Below are 16,612 nucleotides of genomic sequence, written 5' to 3'. Positions count from 1 at the left end.
TCGAGTCCGACTCCTGCGCGTGGATACTCATGCCAACCCTTTAATATCCATATACATTCACCGTCTCGAACGTCCAGGCCTCACCATCTCCAACAGCGGCCAGGCCGATGGCGGTGGTGGTCGGCCTCAGTCGCCAGGAACTGCGCAAGATTGTTGCCGAGCAGATCGATTGAGACTGCCCATGTCAGACGCAAGGAGTGGGCGCAAGGCCCTAACAATCATGAACAACAGATCTAGCCGGTCCGCCGGCCTCAAAGCGGGTACTGCGCGCGAGCGCCTGTTCGACAAACATAAGCAGCATCTGCATTTTGCCGCAATGAAGCTGTCTGCGGGCGACCGGATCGGCGCCGAAAGCGAATTTCAGCATGCCGAACACTTCTTTCGCAGTGCGTCGGAGCAAAATGGCGGTGGTAGGCAATGAGCGTCGTTTCATTGGCAGCTGCACCTCACGATGCCGCTGAAAAGGCTTGGCTGAAAGTTCTTTCTGTCTATCGTGTACCGAGCGTAACGCGTAGCGTCTACGAACTGATCGTCACTCTTGTGCCGTTCGTATTCTTCTGGACAGCGGCCTGGGCGTCATTGCATTTCGGCTACTGGATCGGCCTCCTGCTGATCGTTCCAGCGGCTGGCTTCCTGTTGCGGCTGTTCATGCTGCAGCATGATTGCGGGCACGGCTCTTTTTTCGGGCGCCGTCTCTGGGACGACTGGACTGGCCGTGTGATCGGCATTCTCACGCTGACACCCTACGACTATTGGAGGCGCGCGCATGCGGCGCATCATGCCTCGGCCGGTAATCTCAATCAGCGCGGCGTCGGCGATATCACCACGTTGACCGTCGCCGAATATGAGGCACTGAGTTCGCGTGGCAGGTTTGGTTACCGCCTTTACCGGCACCCGTTGGTGATGTTCGGCATCGGTCCGGCCTTCCTGTTTCTATTCAAGCAAAGGCTTCCATTCGGCATGATGCGTGCGGGCGCCTTGCCCTGGGTTTCGACCATGGCAACCAATGCAGCGGTCGCGGCCATCGCTCTCGTCCTTATCTGGGCAATCGGGATCCTGCCCTTCCTCATCGTTCATCTGCCGATCGTGCTGCTGGCGGGGTCAGCCGGCGTCTGGCTTTTCTACGTTCAGCACCAGTTCGAGGACACCTATTGGTCAAGGCCGCCGGATTGGACTTTCCCATTTGCTGCGATGCACAGTGCTTCTTACTATGACTTACCGGCTCCGCTGCGATGGATGACCGGCAATATCGGGATGCATCACATTCACCATCTCTCAAGCAAGGTGCCGTCTTATCGTCTGCCCGAGGTTCTTCGCGACTATCCCGAACTCGCGAACTTTGGCCGCATCAGCCTTCGCGACAGCCTCGGTTGCATAAAGCTCATCCTCTGGGACGAGAAGACACAAAAACTGGTCTCGCTGAAGGCGACCGAAGGCCTTCGTTAAAGCATGCCGAAAACGCCACCCGCACTGAAGAGGACATTGTCATGGACGATCCAATCAATGATGTAGCCGGTTCAAGCGAAGGCCAGAAGTTGTCCGAAAGAGCGGTGACCCCGTATAGAGCCTGCATTCCTCACGGGGGCAACCGTGCGCCAGATGGGTATGGAGCCCCACTTGCGGTGCCTATCTTTCTCGCGCAACGCCCGTCCACTCTGCGTCACCACGCCTTGGCGGCAATGCTTGCAACTTGGGAGCACCTATCGGTCCCGGCAGCTTCCTGCCTTGCGGCGAAAGCAGCCATTCAACTGAACACCTTAGCGTTAAACCTGAAGGGAGCAGTGTCATGACCGTTGGCACACGCGTGGAAATGGTAACCTTTCGCAACAGTTTTCTGCTGCCAGGAATGGAGCGCGAGCACGCGCCGGGTGTCTTCGAAGTCCACATCACCGAAGAACCGTTGAACGTGATGTGGGAAGCTTACCACCGGACGATGAATTTGATGCTCACACGCGGCGGCGTCACGGAAGCGATCAAGGTGACCCTTGACGATCTGGAAACCGCTCTCGCCAAAGATGGGGGCGACGGTTGAGGAGGAGTGGTCGTCAATCATCACCCAACAACCAACGCGCTGTGCCCATCCGCAAGATAGTTCATCACCCTTGGAGTACGGTCTTTCAGATCTCAGGCGACTTGATCGAGCAGACAAGCCAACCACAATATTTGTGCGGCGCAGCAGCACTGGCCAAGATGACGCGTTAGGGACTGCGGCGCGTTAAGGCGGCGACATACGCAAAGGATTATGGAATGCGATCAATGTCCGATACCCTGGCCCGCCTTTCGAAACTGCGCGTCATGCAGCCCCACTTGCCCTCTTCGCCAACGCCACTGGTGAACCTCGGACCGTTTGGTTCCAATCCAGGCGGCCTGGATGCCAAGATTCACGTCCCGGCGGGACGGGCCGAACGTCCCGCAATGGTGGTAGTCCTTCACGGATGTACTCAAAACGCCGCGGCCTATGACCATGGATCAGGGTGGTCGCGTCTGGCCGAAGAATACGGCTTTGTGGTTCTTTATCCCCAGCAAACGAGGCAGAACAATTCCAATACTTGCTTCAACTGGTTCGTACCCGATCACATGCGTCGCGACCGGGGAGAGGCACTTTCCATCCGGCAGATGGTAGACACCGCTATGGAGCGTTATAACATCGATCCTGCGCGGATCTTCGTGACTGGCCTTTCAGCCGGAGGCGCAATGGCGAACGTCATGCTTGCGACCTATCCGGAACTGTTCGCAGGCGGCTCTGTTATCGCCGGCCTCGCTTATGGATGTGCCAGTTCGGTACCTGAAGCCTTTGACCGCATGCGTGGTCACGGTCTCCCGAACGTGACAAAGCTACAGGACCAACTTCGTCTGGCATCTCGCCATCAAGGACCCTGGCCGACGATCTCCGTCTGGCATGGACTGCAGGATAGGACGGTCGTGCCCTCAAACGGAGACGCTGTCGTCACACAATGGCAGGCTGTGCACGATATTGTCTCCAAAGAAGCAGCGGTCGAGACGCGGGAGGGCCACAGCGTTTCATCCTGGAAGAACCGGCACGGCACGGTCGTCATCGAACTCATCACCGTTGCCGGAATGGGACATGGCACGCCTGTCGATGGTGCCGACGGTTATGGCACAAGTGCGCCCTACATGCTTGACGTCGGTCTGTCGTCAACGCTTTACTCCGCATGCTCCTGGGGGCTGATCCCCTCTTTCGACAAGCGGGTTTGAGGTCAACCGACTTCGTTGCCGTGGCCTGACCAAGAGTTGCCGCAGGGCGTAAACAGTTACGGGCTCCAGAAGATCATCGAAGGCGCAATCGCTCGCAACCTTCTGTAGATTTTGAGGTTTTCGAAAAAAGGACAGCTTCTGTGTCTACGCGCTCGATCGCTCTGTTCTGCCGTCCGGGAGTGCTCACTGCTCAGACACGAGCGCAATGGACAGCAGGAGGAATCACGCTTATCACGTGCACAGATATTACGGATCTGTATCGCATCCCCCTTGACCGATTTCTTGGTGCTCTCCTCGACGTTGAGCTTGACATCCAAAAATTGTTTCACCTCGCTGAGGAGCTTGAACGGCGACAATGGTCATTTGTGTTCATTGTGTCCGAGCACCGATATGGGCCTTACTTCCGGCTTTCCGGTGGGAGACAGCACATCCGTGAAATAGAAGAGGAGTTGCTCTTTCAGAATGATGACGGGCGAAGACACTAGTCTGGCTTGCTGATTGGATTTTCATGAAAGCGTTGAAACACGTCTATGAAGATATTTACATAGGGCGTTGTTGGACATGTTCTGGTGGTAGCTAGGGTAACCTATGTTGGCACGAGCATTGATCGTTTCAGTAAGGTCAGTGTAATCTTGGAAGCGCCTTGAGGCGAAGGTGGCAGATGAAAATGAATCGTTGAGCGTCACGCGGCTATGTGGCCTTTTCAAAGGTGCTCGTTGCACTCATCCGAGGGTGCGTGGATCAAGGGCGTTGGCGTGCGACGCCTGTGCATTTCTCAAATATCATTTGTAAAATCTATCTTCCCATCTTCAGCGAGCTGATTTCGTACCGCAATACCCCTTTTTTCACCTGGGCGGGGATCCGGAGCGTCGTAAGCGGTGTTCTCAGGCCACGTGCTTGGTTTCTGGCTTCACGGCGTAGGCCCAAGGCAACAGGTCGTCGAGCTGACCATTCGGGTGTCCATTGACGATCTTGGTGATGACGTCGGCCAGATAGGCCAGCGGATCAACGGCATTGAGCTTGGCCGTTTCGATGAGCGAGGCAATGGTCGCCCAGTGTTCGGCCCCGGCGTCAGAGCCTGCGAACAATGCATTTTTCCGATTCAGGGCGATCGGCCTGATAGAGCGTTCGACGGTGTTGGAGTCGATCTCGATACGGCCGTCATCGATGAAACGGATCAATCCATCCCAGCGTGAGATCGTGTAGCGGATTGCTTCGGCGAGCTTGGTCTTCTGGCTGATGAGCGAGAGTTGCTCGGTCAGCCAAGGCGCGAGACTGTCGATGATCGGACGGCTCTTGGCCTGCCGGATAGCGCGACGTTCCTTGTGAATGAGACCGCGGATATCGTCCTCGATCTTGTAGAGTTCGGCGATGCGCCTGAGCGCTTCGCTGGCAATAGGCGCGGGACCGGCCGACGCCAGTTCATAGAAACGCCGGCGCACATGGCTCCAGCAGAATGCCAAAGACACACTGTTGCCGGCGGCGAGCGCTCGATAGCCAACATATCCGTCGACCTGCAGGATGCCGACGAAGCCATTGAGATGTGCCATCGGCCGTTCGCTCTTGCGATCGGGCGCATAGACATAGACGACACCGGGCGGGTCGGCTCCCTGCCATGGCCTGTCGTCGCGCGCATAAGCCCAAAGTTGCCCGGTCTTTGTCTTTCCCCGGCCCGGATCGAGCACCGGGGCGGTCGTCTCGTCGGCGAAAAGCTTTGACGAGGCCTTCAGATGCTCGAGCAGCCTTCGATGAACCGGGCGCAGATGCCAGGCGGCGCGACCGACCCAGTCGGCAAGTGTCGAGCGGTCGAGGTCGATGCCCTGACGCTTGTAGATTTGCGCCTGTCTGTAGAGCGGCAGGTGATCGGCGTATTTGGAGACCAGCACCTGGGCGACGGTCGCTTCAGTCGGAATGCCACCTTCGATCAACCGCGCGGGAGCTACCGCCTGGACGACGACTTCCTCGCAGGCCCGGCATGCATATTTGGGACGGCGCGTTACCAGAACGCGGAACTGGGCTGGCACGATGTCGAGCTTCTCGCTGACGTCTTCGCCGATCCGATGCAGGCCTTTGCCACAGCAGGGGCAGTCATGGCTCTCGATGTCGATGACGACATCGATGCGCGGCAGATGGGCAGGAAGGGCACCACGGTTTGTCCGCCGCCTGGCGACCCGTTCCCGGCGCAGATCGCTCGATGCCTGCTCCTTATCTTCCAGGCCGTCCGCCTCGACCTGTTCGGCCTCTTCGAGCCCAAGGAGAAGCTGATCTTCTGGAAGCGTCTCAGCGCGACGGCCGAAGCGATGACGCTGCAATTCCCTGATGATCTGACGCAGCCTGGCGTTCTCGAGCTCGCGCGAAAGCACCATGGCCTTGAGCGCGTTCAGGTCGTCGGGAAGCTCGTCGGCCGTCATCGTCATGGATCGACAACAGCACAATCCTGCGACCAAGACGAGGGTGTGGATGAGCCTGATTCAATTGGTCGCGGCGACTATCCCGCCTTCTCCGGAACACGCGCCTCGATCGGCGCTTGAACGCGCTTCCAGTTCAGCCCCTCGAACAGTGCCGAGAACTGGGCAGCCGTCAGACGCATCGCTCCATCCTGCATCTTGGGCCAATGGAACTCGCCATCTTCAAGCCGCTTGGAGACCAGGCATACACCGCTACCGTCCCAGAAGACGAGCTTGATCCGGTCCGCCCGCCTGGCCCGGAACACGTAGATCGCGCCGGAGAACGGATCGGCCCCCATCTCGGCCTTGACCAGCGCCGCAAGGCCTTCCGCGCCTTTGCGAAAGTCGACAGGCCGAGTGGCAACCATCACCTTTACCGCTCCCGACGGCCCGATCACGATTGTGCCTTCACGGCCTGGATGACGGCAGCAATCGTGGCCGCATCTGCACCGGATGCGATCCTGACGATCGTCCCGCCGATCTCCAATTCAATTGCGCCGCTCCCCGGCTTCTTTCTCGGCGCACGCGCCGGTTCCGGCTCTTTGGCTACCGCTTTGGTAGGCACGGCCAAGACCGCTTGCGCAAACATCGGAACGTCCTCGACATCAGGCACAACTTCGAGCGGCTTGCGGGCAAGCCGACGCCAGGTGAACAATTGCTGCGGCGTCAATCCGTGACGCCGCGCGACAGCGCAGACCGTTACGGCTGGATCATAGCTCTCCGCCACGATCTCAGCTTTGCGCTCGTCGCTCCACTCACGCCGTCGGCCGCTGCCCGTGAAAACCTCGAACCGGCGCACCGGCTCTTCATCACTCGATGTCAGCGTAAGCTGTGAAATCGACATATCTCCAAGCCCTCGTTCGGCTTCAACATCGTCAATCACGAACTGATCCGGAAGGTGTGGTCAAAACACCGCTTACGGAGCGTCATATTGGCCGCTCTGGCGCTCCCCCGGCCGAGAGTCCGGACAATTCAGCCCTCCTCGCCGCAACCTATCCCGTCGTGCTGCTCAGCGTCGTTGTGCAGGGATTGACGTTTGTGCTGGTCGCCCGCGAGATGCTGTTCGACAAGGAGACTCCATCGGGTTGATAGTCGATAAGTCATCTCTTTTCAGAAAAATCTAAAATTGTACGGAACAATCATTTCTACTAAGTGTTGTGCAATGTGAAACAATCACGTTTCTCACAGGGAGAATTCTCATGGGTAGCACCGCAGACAAAGCGTCCGGTAAAGCAAACGAAATCGCTGGCAAAGCTCGTCAGGGCGTCGGGGAAGCCACCGACGACACGTCGATGAAGGCAAAGGGCACCGCTCAGGAAGCAAAGGGCGATGCCCAGCAGGTCAAGGGCGAAGCCAAGGACAAGGTCGAGAAGGTCGTCGACAAGGCTTAATCGTATTTTTTATCCGCAGCCGACAACGGCTGCGGATTTTTTTGTCGGTGCACTTGCCATTCGGCGGTCCACCGGAACCCGTGTGAGTGGACGATATTGTATCCGGGACGACAGCTTTCCTGTGAAAGGTCGCGCGCCGCGCCGTTTGGGACCAACTTGGTCCAGTTTTCATGAAGGCGCGCCTACGTAAATTGCTCATAGCCATTTCCGAGACATTCTGCCTCGTGCCAGCCGCGATGACCCTGCTCGGCATCTTGCTCGCGATTGCGTCGTCCGCATCGACGCCGCCGGCATTCTTCCGCCATGGCTACGACGGCGAGCTACGGCAGTTGGGTTCTGCGCTGTATGCATTTTACTCAGCCTGCACAAACTGCAGCCGATACGGGCAAATCCGGCCGCGCTTGTGTCCAAACCTGCGAGGTCATTCAGAGCGTGCATGTGCAGGGCCAAAGCCAGCCGATCGCTCAGGTCGCGATTGGCCGCCTGTCGGGAGACAAGGACTTGGTCCTGACGGCGCGGGTGCCTGCCAACATCGCCATGCCGCGCGGCATCCATTGTCTGGCAACGGCAATCAGGCTTTCGCAGCCATCGACAAGGCGCGATAGACGGACGCCTCATACGAGGGGTCTTCAGAAGGTGCGCGGGTTTAGCTGAGTATCCGAGCTGCCCTGCCACTTCGCCGGGTCGCGCTGTTGTAATATTCGGAGGCCTGTTGAACGGACCTGTGTCGTGATTGCTCCATGGCCTCTGGAAGCGGGACGCCGCGATTGGCCGCTTCCGTCAGATACCCTGACCGAAGACCGTGAGCAGAGAACTCAGTGGGATCAAGACCAGCCATTTTGGCGCGCTGCTTGACGATGTCATTGATCGCCTTTGGATCCAGCGCACGTTGTGAGACATTCCCCCACCGATCGATCGCCCGGAAGATCGTACCCTTGTCGATACGGGCTGCTTCAAGCCAGGCGTCCAGCGCATCGACCGGGCGACCGGTGAGATAGACAATCTCGTCGTTGTCGGCGCCGGCGGTCTTCGTGCGACCAAGGTGAATGGACAGCGAGGGAAGGGGAGGGCCACCGTCGACAGGGATCGGTGTCTCGCGCGCAAGCTGTTCCTTTCGAAGCCCTGCAATCTCACTTCTGCGACGGCCGCCGGAGGCAAAGGCGACCATCAGGATGGCCCGGTCCCTGACGTCACGCAGATTGCTGGTTTGGCAGGTGGCGATCAGCTTGGACAGTACATCTCCCGTGACAGCCTTGGCGCTTTTGCGCTTCTTTGGCCGCGGCGTCGCTCGCACCGCCAGCCTGATTGCGGATTTCAGGGCAGGGGAGGCAAAGGCACCAGTGAGGCCTCGCCATTTGGTGAGTGTCGACCAGGTGGCCAGACGCCGGCGCACAGTATCCGGGGCATGCGGGCCGGGCGATCGCAAAAAACCATGGACTCGAAGCTTGTGCTCGACATCATCAGGCATGCCGTGCTCTGGGTCCACAAGCCGCTTTTCCGGATCCCAAAGGTGATGCGCGACGAACTTCAACAGCAGCGCCTCGGGTGCCGGCCAGGGAAGTGATCGCCCGGTTGCGGCCAGCGACCAGGCCTGCAGATAGGCGAGATCGGAGGTCAGCGCCCGCAGCGTGTTGGCGCCCATACCCTCGTTGACGAGATGCCGCAGCGTCTCGACATCCTGGTCAGTCAGCAACTCCGCGAGTTCGTCGCGTCGTTCCATCGGCAAGACAGCGGCGATCGTGTCGAGGTCATGGACGCGGCGATCGACTCCACTCATTTGGGTAGGCCTTGTTCGTCGTAGAAATCAGAATGGTCGGAGGTTGCGCCTGAAGGTACACCCTTGCGACCCTCCGCTGCTAAATCCAGGAACTCCTGAAAAGCGTTGGCATTTCGGATGATGGGCGTCAGTATCGCGACTGGCCGCTCGTCGCGGCAGATCGTGATCTCATCACCGCGCAATACCAATTCAATCAACTCCTCGAACCGTTCCGCCGCTTCCGTTACGCCGACAAGGACTTTCATAAGGCTCTCCTCACCAGATCCTCTCCTGCAGCACGGCATCAAACACGACATCGGTCGAGACCAATGCGCAATGCTCCAATCTTGTTTGTGCCGCGAGGATGCGGTCCCAAGGATCACGGTGCTCCCAGTCGAAGGCCGCCGCAAGTTCTGCATGCAAGTCGCTGATGGCAAGGGTCTGGAAGCCGCTGGCGGTGATAGCGGCGCGCAATTCCTGCGGCTTGAGATCCAGCTTATTCAGCCGCATCTTGTTGTCGAGTTCATAAAACGAGACCGCACTGACGAGCACAGTATTGCTCTTGTCCTCGATCAGTGAGCGCGCACGCGGCGAAAGGCGTACGCTGCCGATCGTCCACCAATAGACGGCATGGCTGTCGAGCAGGAGCTTCACGGAAGTTTCTCGCCATCGGCAGGCTCACCGTGAAAGATTCCGGTGTCATCATTCCAGTCACCGGCGTCGATTGCAGCTTGCTCGCCATCATGCTCATCAAACAGGTCGTCCGGAAGTCCCCGCTGCGCCAGGAGTCCGAACGGCCTTTTGCCGGCAGGATCAGCTGGACCGATGCGGGCGTAGATCTCGTTGCCGCGCATGATGATGATTTCTTCGCCCTGGTTGGCCCGTTCGAGAACCTCGGCAAAGTTCTTGCGTGCCTCGCTGATCTTGTAGTGCGTCTGGGGCATTGTGGGCTCCGGTTTTGCGACTGGAGAACACTTTAGCACTGGGCCTGACGATGTACAATCACGGTGTACACATGGCTACCGATAAGGGTTACTTATCGGTGGCTATATACCCAACCGCCAAACATACCATGTGAGGAAGCATAATATTTAAATAGAGTTCTTTTAGCAAATCATTTACCATAAAATCAATGTCTTACGATCTCGCGAAAATTAGTACGAGTGCCCTGATGCGGCCGGCTTTTGACGCCGGCATCGCCCTCACCCGTCTCGACGAGCGCATTTCTCGCTCGCCCGTCGGCGCAGGCTTTCTCGAGCGGCAAAATTTCGCCGACGCCTGCGCCTCGCTGTGGATCGACGGCGAACTCGTCCATCTCGAAGACCTCGTCCTCCACGACGCCACGCGAGACATCCGCACCCCGACCCACGAACTCACCATCGCCCGCGACGTGCTGCGCACCCGCCGGCGCATCGCCGCCCAACTTCCCGGCTGGGCATTGTCGGCAGACGGCGTCAGCATTCTCAGAAAAACCGCGGAGATCACGTCGGCTGACAAGGAGGAAGCGCAGACGATCGGTGCCATCCGGCGTGCGGCCACAATCGATCCGGAAGGGGAGGGGGATGACGCCGACGACATCGAAAACCTTCCTGGCGTCGACTATGCCGCCATCGATGCGGTGCTCGCCCGGTCGGAGGCCGCGATCGAACAAGCTATGAAACCCAGCCGGGCTCCGGCCGATAACCGCGAACGAGATCCTCTCGTCTATGATCTCGACTGGGACGAGGATGCCCGGCTCGACGAATGGCGCGGCGTGCTGCGGCAGGCCGAACACCTCCCGGCGGCACTGCAGGCGATCATTGCCCTTGATGCCTGGAACGAATTGTCGGTCCTTCAGCACGCGCCCTGGCTCGGCCGACTGTTTTGCGCCTCCATCCTGCGGGAAGCCGGCATCACCACCGGCGCCCATCTCGCCGCGATTAATCTCGGCCTCAAAACCATCCCAGTCGATCGCCGCCGGCATCGCGACCGCGAGGCGCGTCTGCTCGCCATCGCTCATGGATTTTTGGCGGCCGCCGAGATCGGGCTGAAGGAGCATGACCGGTTGACCCTGGCGAAAACGATGATGGACCGCAAGCTCGAGGGACGGCGAACATCTTCAAAATTGCCCGAGTTGGTCGAGCTGGTGATGGCACGTCCTCTTGTGTCGGCGGGGATGGTGGCGAAAACGCTGGAGGTGACGCCGCAGGCGGCGCGGCGGATCGTTTTGGAACTCGGCCTGCGCGAGATGACGGGGAGGGGGAGGTTTCGGGCGTGGGGAGTGCTCTGACAATGATGCGTATCATCAGCAAAAATGCGACTGCTTTTAACTGCTGGCGATCTCTTGGCCTGCCCTTACTTTTGCATCTCCGTCAGGCTCTAACAGTCCTTGTGATGTGCGCGTTATATTCAACTCCGGCCAGAATGCAGGATTTACTATATATTTTGCGTTCGGATCGCGGTTCAGTCTGATCTTGATTGGTCTTGAGTCGTAATTTACAGTGTAGATATAATACTCACTTCCAGATGCTCTCACTCCAAGGATTCCGTAATAAAGGAGGAAGTCGACCACTGCCTCACAGCGATCATCTTCGATGCCGCTGTTTTTCAGTATGTTTTTCAGTTCCTCGTTTGTTAGCGTGTCGGGTGCATCAAGGAAATGATAAAGAAGATCACGAGCTTCAGGGAATACATCAGTGAGCTCCCGATCCAGCTCCGAAGTGATGTCGGTGGAGTAAGCCTTTAACCCCTTCTCTATATCCCCTTCCTCTATTCGTTCATGTCGAAAGCTTGTCGCAAAGCCTCGGCAGTGGCTGAGAATTTTGATGATGTTGCGGGGTCTCATGAGCGAGCGTTCGGTCAGAAACGCAAAGGTCTCCTCGCCCTGAAAATGCGGGACGCAGATTTGGCGCCATATCGCGTCAAAAGATCGTTCACTGCCCTCAATGCCCGCAGCGAGGCGAAGCCGAAGCATCTCCTTGAGCAAATCTGGGTCGGACCAGTCTAGCGTGGCCCTCATCTCCTTGCCGTAATCGGTGGAGTGCCTCATGAGGTGGTCGTAGACGTCGTTCCGAATGAAAATTATACAATGAAAATCGTGCTGGTCCCGCCGCATTTCTCGTTCGAGCTTGCGGCCAGCATCCACAAGGCAGCGGAGGACGATAGCATCGAGGGCGTCAAACCCCTGTGTACTCCATCCACGGTCAAGATTGTCAAACAGCACCCAAACCGATTTCTTGAATTCCAGATACTCTGACACCCTTCGACGTAGCTCCCGAAGGTCATGAGAATAGAGCAACTCCGTAACCTGAGCGGTTGTCAGACGTTGCCCCTCCTTGTCCGAGAAACGAGCTCGGTACTCGTTGACGATGCGCTGAGAAAGATTTGACAGGCGCTCGGCAAAGTCGCCGTCAGTGGAGAGGTCCGGTGATTTATAAGCGTCTGCCAAATCAATGTAGAGCTGATATAGCTCATGGTCCTGACGGTAAATCTGCTGGTCTTTTTCAAGCAACTTGTAAGCAACTTCAAGGAGAATAAGGTATTCCCAAAAGGCGGTAATGAGATGTTCGCGGGCACCTTCTGATAGGTGATCGAAAATTTCTTCCTTAAGCTTTATCAGCTGATAACCATCGGGCCGAAGATCGACGACAATGTTCCGCTTATCCTGTCTGGTTTTGTCACGCACGCTGATCCATAAAGCAGTTTTGCCCGACCCTTTCCTACCTACAACGAGGTTAACTTCGCCCTTTAGGGCCCGCTCGTACTCATGGGTCTTCAAGTAGTAGCGTCCAAGAGTAGGCATCTCATTTTCGGCCCGAGGATCTCCGAATGTTAGGGACTGAAGCTTCGTGAGCGGCTCCTCAGACGCTGGTTCGAAACTAGCATTGTAGGCGACTATCGACGGGCAAAAATCAGCGACCGCATTTATAATGTCTTCCTCTCGTTTAAAGGGACGAACCACGTCACGGATGTCCAGAGGCACGGTGAAGGTGCTAGGCGCTATGATCAGAGTAGGTTTCTCCATCCCATGCGCCAAACCAGCAGCGAACATTATCCTTATGTTATGCACCAAGGATCCAGGTGTCGCTTGGCCCTGAAGTGCGAGGAATACACCAGATGATTGAGAAATTTGCTGGATCGCGTCCGTTGCACTGAGCCGAAGATCTTCGTCGGCATTGAAGCTTCTATAGGAATAGAAACCCGCTTTCTTCATCCGCGATACGAGCAGCTTTTCTGCTTGCCCGACAGCCGGAGGGTCAACGGTATATATCGGCGCTTTTTTGTTGAGCTGAGTTGTTAGAGGAAGCGGGGATTCGTCGATGTGAGCCGTCAAGCGAGCTTGAAGGTCGTCAACGGTGGAATATTGGTGATAGCCGAGCGTGTCGAAAATGCCTACTTCGCTGGCGAGCGATTTATCGCCATCGGTCTCTCTGTGGCGGATTAGGAATACTCGCTTTCCCCGCCCGATTGCGAATCCTACTTCATAGACAACATTTAAGTTAAGCGTCGTGATATCAGCCACAACAAATGGTGATTCCGAGATTTTCCCGAGAATTGGTCCTACCAACTCAGTCCCGGGGACATCGTTGAATTCCCAAGGCTCGAAACGAACCGGAATGGGTTTGGAGTTGGCACGTCGAACGGCATCAAAAATGATCTTGGAGACCGCCGGTTCTTTGGAGGCGTATGCAACGAAAGCAATCTTGGCATCTGAATTCGACATGCTGGCGGCCTCTCCTGTGCCCACAACTTTTAGCCGAGTACTTGTAGAGCCGCCACGCCTTTCTGGCGTCAAAGACGTTAGTCAACCACATTTTGTAGTGGCTATACCACACGCACGAACACCCACCCGGTATTGATTTTCCACGACCGAGCAAGCCCGCGAGCTACGAGCCGGCCTGCTGCGCGATTTACGTCCCAGACGAGTTCATCGATTGCATCGGCTAGTTCCACGGCATTGCGTGGTTGAACCTCGTCCATTGCGCTGAGAACGGCCGCTTCGATCTCGGGATTATAAGGCGGCTCCCGATTTCCCCCCTCAAATCGGTCGCACCACAGAATGTGACCACGCCAGACGATGAAGTGGCTTTCGCACCCTCCTTCACGCCACACCGAGGGAAAGAGGGTAAGTCCTTCTCCCCGCATATCAAAGCGCCATGCCTTGTCGGCGCGACTGTCCAGGTTAATTACTAAGGTCTCGCCGCACCCATCAGGGCAGGCCATGACAATCGATCTGGGTCGTGAGCGAAACACCATGGAAGCGTCGCCAGGGGCGCTGAGGGTTTCTTCAGCCTGGTCTCTGTATTCGGCATCGCCAAGCAACCGGACCATTCGCGCAGGCTCTGTCATTTATCGCTCCTGTTGTGACGTTTCGGCCGGACCGGCAGTTTCCATGCTGGGCCTTTTGCCAATGCGCCCATGGACGAGCAGGCCACGCAATTCGGCTGCACCGTGACAGCCATTTCCTTCACTCGGCCGCGAATGCCGTCATAAACCTGATAACGCGGCTTGACCGGAACCGACGTGGCAGCCCCGAGCAGCATGGTCATCGCGAGCGAACTCACGGTAGAGTTGATCGACAGAACGGCGGGCTGAGGTTCGTGCGCGCCGTGGACATAGGGGTCCGCCGCACGCTGCTCTGGCGTCAGCATCTCGCGACGGATCGCCTCGCCGTCGAGCGCGCCCGAGCAGGTCAGGCAAGGAAGTCCGGGGGCGAGCATCTGCACGCGTCCCGTGATGTGGGTGACGGCTCCGTACGCGACGGTGATGCTGACGCCCATATCGATCACGGGCACCAAATACTGATAGGCGGCTTGGTTGACGACCGCCCGGCTCGCGTGGGAATCCGTGCACAGCAGCATGAAATCGAAGCCCGCGATGAGCTTAGCTACCTCCTCGTCAACGATGTCAGCTTGAAGCGGAACCACCGTGACATCAGGGTTAATGGCACGGATCATTCTGGCCGCCACCTCGACCTTCGGCCGGCCGACGTCCGAGGGGATGGAGCCGACGAGGCGGTTCAGGTTCGTCTCCTCGACCAGATCGGGATCGATCACCGTGATCCGCGTGGCGCCGAGATGGGCAAGTTGCTGGCACTCGAGCGATCCCGTCCCACCCGCACCGATTACGCCGAAATGGAGGCGGCGTAGCAGCCGTTGCCCCGGCGCTCCGAATGCCCGGAGCTGCCGATCGTCGCGTTCCTGATCGGAGACGCCGTGCATGGGCGAATGGAGCATGAGACTTTCGCCCACTTCCCACACGTCAATCTCATCATCGTTTCCGAGAAGCCGTGCGCGACAACCCTCTGGCCCGATCACCAGTGCGACATGCGGCACTGGAGCGGCTCGACGCGTAAAATACGAACCCAGTTCCGTTTCGCCCGCATCGTCGATCGTCGAGAAACGTGGATGGCCGGGACTGGCGGGATGCGTGTGGATCGCGACGACGGCCATGCCGGTGACCCGGCTGCGGTTTGCAACCTCGATAAGGAAGGACGATTTCAGGACGGCAGATACGCAGGTGCGGTGCTCATATGCATCGTCCGGTACAGGTGTGGCGTCGGCAACGATCCACGTCTCGCTCTGCGCATCGTGATGGGCATACGCGATGGCACAGCTCTCCAGACCATCGGCGTCGAGCAGCGTCGACGCCAGGTCGAAGTAGAGAGGTGCAGGAAAGCGGACGCGGCTCATTGGACCTGCCTCATTCGATCGATCACCACATTCATCCACGTCGACAGTGTGTCGCGGTTGGGGTTCCAAGGCCCCATCAGATGCCAGGAGAACCACAGCGCCGGCTCGGCGGTCTCCGGGACAGGATTTGACGCCGAATTCTGTGGCGGGCCTCCATGTGCTAGAAGAAGATCAGGATCCGCCCAGAAGCAGTCGAGTTGTGCAAATGGATATCCAGGCGGGACGATGAAGCGGATGGTGGTCGACGACTTCGACCACCCCTCTGGCAGGCGGACGCCCGGCACGGTGACGAGCGTAGTGCCGCTCGGCAACTGCCGGGTCTGAACCTCGCCGAAGCGCTCCCGCAGCTGCTCCAGCTGCATGTCGAGAACGCCGGGCATCAGCCGAAGTTCGCCTTGGGGACCGACGAGAAGCGGCGGACACCATGCTTCGGGGTGAGGCTCACTGCCTCGTCATCGGCAATGATACGGTCCGGATCGTCGCCCTCGCCCTCCAGCGAAAGGTCGTGCTGCGGATCCCAGTCGGGCACCATCGCCTTGATCTGCGCGCCGGTCAGCTTCTTCTTATCGGTCTCATAGGGCTTGCCGTTGACGAAGAACGTGTACGTGACCTTGTTGGGCGCCGTGATGAACTTCTCGACGCCGTTGGCGGCGACATCCGCATCGGTGCCCGGTTCGATCAGCTTGTCCTTGCCGCCACGCACCTCCAAGAAGACCGCCTCGTCACTGCCGATGCCGGCGAGCGCACGCAGCACCGCTTCAGGGATGGAAGAACGGCCCCACACGATGCGCGCCTCGTTCAGCTTGACGCGGTAGAGCGGGTCGGTGCTGAAAGTGATGAAGCGGAAGGCGGCCCGATCGCGCAGATCGACCTCCTCATCCGCCCGGACATCTTCGAAGTCGCCTTCAGACGTGATCACGAACAGTGAGTGACCGTCGATGTCGTTAATGCCGGCCTTCTTCAGGATCTGGCGGCCGAGCGGAACCGGATCGTCGAGGATAAGCGGGTTGAAATCGACGCTGTCGACAGCGAGCGAGACCCGGTAGCGACCGGGGCGCAGGGGGCGATCTTCCTGCACGGCGAGTGCGACATCGTCGATGTCGGGGTTTTCGATAAGAGACATATTTTGTT

General features: G+C 58.2%; 18 protein-coding genes. 6 read left to right on the top strand and 12 right to left on the bottom strand.

Annotation, left to right across the window (positions count from 1 at the left end; all coding sequences use genetic code 11):
- Positions 1 to 220: 220 nt before the first annotated feature.
- From F3H95_RS24010 to F3H95_RS23995, 4 genes are all read left to right on the top strand, one after another.
- The gene (locus F3H95_RS24010; protein WP_188134470.1) at positions 221 to 421 is read left to right on the top strand and encodes a DUF4167 domain-containing protein; all 201 of its coding nucleotides are present in this window, start codon (positions 221 to 223) and stop codon (positions 419 to 421) included.
- Positions 418 to 1,446, top strand: a complete 1,029-nt coding sequence (locus F3H95_RS24005) for a fatty acid desaturase (RefSeq protein WP_149747809.1) — start codon at positions 418 to 420, stop codon at positions 1,444 to 1,446. Before F3H95_RS24010 ends, F3H95_RS24005 begins: the two co-directional genes overlap by 4 nt.
- 340 nt (positions 1,447 to 1,786) lie before the next feature.
- Entirely contained in the window at positions 1,787 to 2,032 is a 246-nt protein-coding gene (locus F3H95_RS24000) for a hypothetical protein (protein WP_143127796.1), read from the top strand.
- Between the two features lie 224 nt (positions 2,033 to 2,256).
- Positions 2,257 to 3,216, top strand: a complete 960-nt coding sequence (locus tag F3H95_RS23995) for a PHB depolymerase family esterase (RefSeq protein ID WP_244618119.1) — start codon at positions 2,257 to 2,259, stop codon at positions 3,214 to 3,216.
- An 884-nt stretch (positions 3,217 to 4,100) separates the two neighbouring features.
- On the opposite strand, the gene F3H95_RS23990 is transcribed toward F3H95_RS23995, so the two are convergent.
- From F3H95_RS23990 to F3H95_RS23980, 3 genes are all read right to left on the bottom strand, one after another.
- A complete protein-coding gene (locus F3H95_RS23990) occupies positions 4,101 to 5,633 on the bottom strand; it encodes an IS66 family transposase (protein ID WP_143126137.1) in 1,533 nt (510 codons plus the stop codon).
- A 71-nt stretch (positions 5,634 to 5,704) separates the two neighbouring features.
- Entirely contained in the window at positions 5,705 to 6,061 is a 357-nt protein-coding gene (gene tnpB, locus F3H95_RS23985) for an IS66 family insertion sequence element accessory protein TnpB (RefSeq protein ID WP_143126136.1), read from the bottom strand.
- Positions 6,058 to 6,546, bottom strand: a complete 489-nt coding sequence (locus F3H95_RS23980; RefSeq protein WP_210245889.1) for a transposase — start codon at positions 6,544 to 6,546, stop codon at positions 6,058 to 6,060. The genes tnpB and F3H95_RS23980 overlap by 4 nt, the downstream gene beginning before the upstream one ends.
- A gap of 316 nt (positions 6,547 to 6,862) precedes the next feature.
- Here F3H95_RS23980 and F3H95_RS23975 point away from each other — a divergent pair, with 316 nt between their 5' ends.
- Complete coding sequence (locus F3H95_RS23975; RefSeq protein WP_149747807.1) at positions 6,863 to 7,054, top strand: CsbD family protein; 192 nt, start codon at positions 6,863 to 6,865, stop codon at positions 7,052 to 7,054.
- Between the two features lie 646 nt (positions 7,055 to 7,700).
- On the opposite strand, the gene F3H95_RS23965 is transcribed toward F3H95_RS23975, so the two are convergent.
- From F3H95_RS23965 to F3H95_RS23950, 4 genes are read right to left on the bottom strand one after another with little or no spacing between them, the layout of a single operon-like run.
- Positions 7,701 to 8,831 (bottom strand): site-specific integrase, encoded by a 1,131-nt coding sequence (locus tag F3H95_RS23965; RefSeq protein WP_149747805.1) that lies wholly within the window; start codon positions 8,829 to 8,831, stop codon positions 7,701 to 7,703.
- Positions 8,828 to 9,076 (bottom strand): prevent-host-death family protein, encoded by a 249-nt coding sequence (locus F3H95_RS23960; protein ID WP_149747804.1) that lies wholly within the window; start codon positions 9,074 to 9,076, stop codon positions 8,828 to 8,830. Before F3H95_RS23960 ends, F3H95_RS23965 begins: the two co-directional genes overlap by 4 nt.
- Positions 9,077 to 9,086: 10 nt before the next feature.
- Entirely contained in the window at positions 9,087 to 9,464 is a 378-nt protein-coding gene (locus F3H95_RS23955) for a type II toxin-antitoxin system VapC family toxin (RefSeq protein WP_149747803.1), read from the bottom strand.
- Entirely contained in the window at positions 9,461 to 9,754 is a 294-nt protein-coding gene (locus tag F3H95_RS23950; RefSeq protein WP_149747802.1) for a type II toxin-antitoxin system prevent-host-death family antitoxin, read from the bottom strand. The genes F3H95_RS23955 and F3H95_RS23950 overlap by 4 nt, the downstream gene beginning before the upstream one ends.
- 179 nt (positions 9,755 to 9,933) lie before the next feature.
- Here F3H95_RS23950 and F3H95_RS23945 point away from each other — a divergent pair, with 179 nt between their 5' ends.
- Positions 9,934 to 11,079 (top strand): RHE_PE00001 family protein, encoded by a 1,146-nt coding sequence (locus tag F3H95_RS23945; RefSeq protein ID WP_149747801.1) that lies wholly within the window; start codon positions 9,934 to 9,936, stop codon positions 11,077 to 11,079.
- A gap of 36 nt (positions 11,080 to 11,115) precedes the next feature.
- On the opposite strand, the gene F3H95_RS23940 is transcribed toward F3H95_RS23945, so the two are convergent.
- The 5 genes from F3H95_RS23940 to F3H95_RS23920 all read right to left on the bottom strand — a co-directional run bounded on the left by F3H95_RS23940 (position 11,116) and on the right by F3H95_RS23920 (position 16,604).
- Positions 11,116 to 13,512, bottom strand: coding sequence for a hypothetical protein (locus tag F3H95_RS23940; RefSeq protein WP_149747800.1), 2,397 nt, complete (start codon positions 13,510 to 13,512; stop codon positions 11,116 to 11,118).
- A 101-nt stretch (positions 13,513 to 13,613) separates the two neighbouring features.
- Positions 13,614 to 14,138, bottom strand: a complete 525-nt coding sequence (locus tag F3H95_RS23935; RefSeq protein ID WP_149747799.1) for a DUF6527 family protein — start codon at positions 14,136 to 14,138, stop codon at positions 13,614 to 13,616.
- Positions 14,135 to 15,481, bottom strand: coding sequence for a ThiF family adenylyltransferase (locus tag F3H95_RS23930; protein ID WP_149747798.1), 1,347 nt, complete (start codon positions 15,479 to 15,481; stop codon positions 14,135 to 14,137). The genes F3H95_RS23935 and F3H95_RS23930 overlap by 4 nt, the downstream gene beginning before the upstream one ends.
- The gene (locus tag F3H95_RS23925; protein WP_149747797.1) at positions 15,478 to 15,861 is read right to left on the bottom strand and encodes an E2/UBC family protein; all 384 of its coding nucleotides are present in this window, start codon (positions 15,859 to 15,861) and stop codon (positions 15,478 to 15,480) included. Before F3H95_RS23925 ends, F3H95_RS23930 begins: the two co-directional genes overlap by 4 nt.
- Positions 15,861 to 16,604, bottom strand: coding sequence for a multiubiquitin domain-containing protein (locus tag F3H95_RS23920; protein WP_149747796.1), 744 nt, complete (start codon positions 16,602 to 16,604; stop codon positions 15,861 to 15,863). The genes F3H95_RS23925 and F3H95_RS23920 overlap by 1 nt, the downstream gene beginning before the upstream one ends.
- Between the last annotated feature and the right edge of the window lie 8 nt (positions 16,605 to 16,612).

The sequence above is a fragment of the Rhizobium sp. RU35A genome (genome assembly GCF_900156005.1).
GTDB lineage: Bacteria > Pseudomonadota > Alphaproteobacteria > Rhizobiales > Rhizobiaceae > Neorhizobium > Neorhizobium straminoryzae.
Note: the sequence above shows the minus strand (reverse complement) of the source record. Positions and strands in the feature narration are given on the sequence as shown.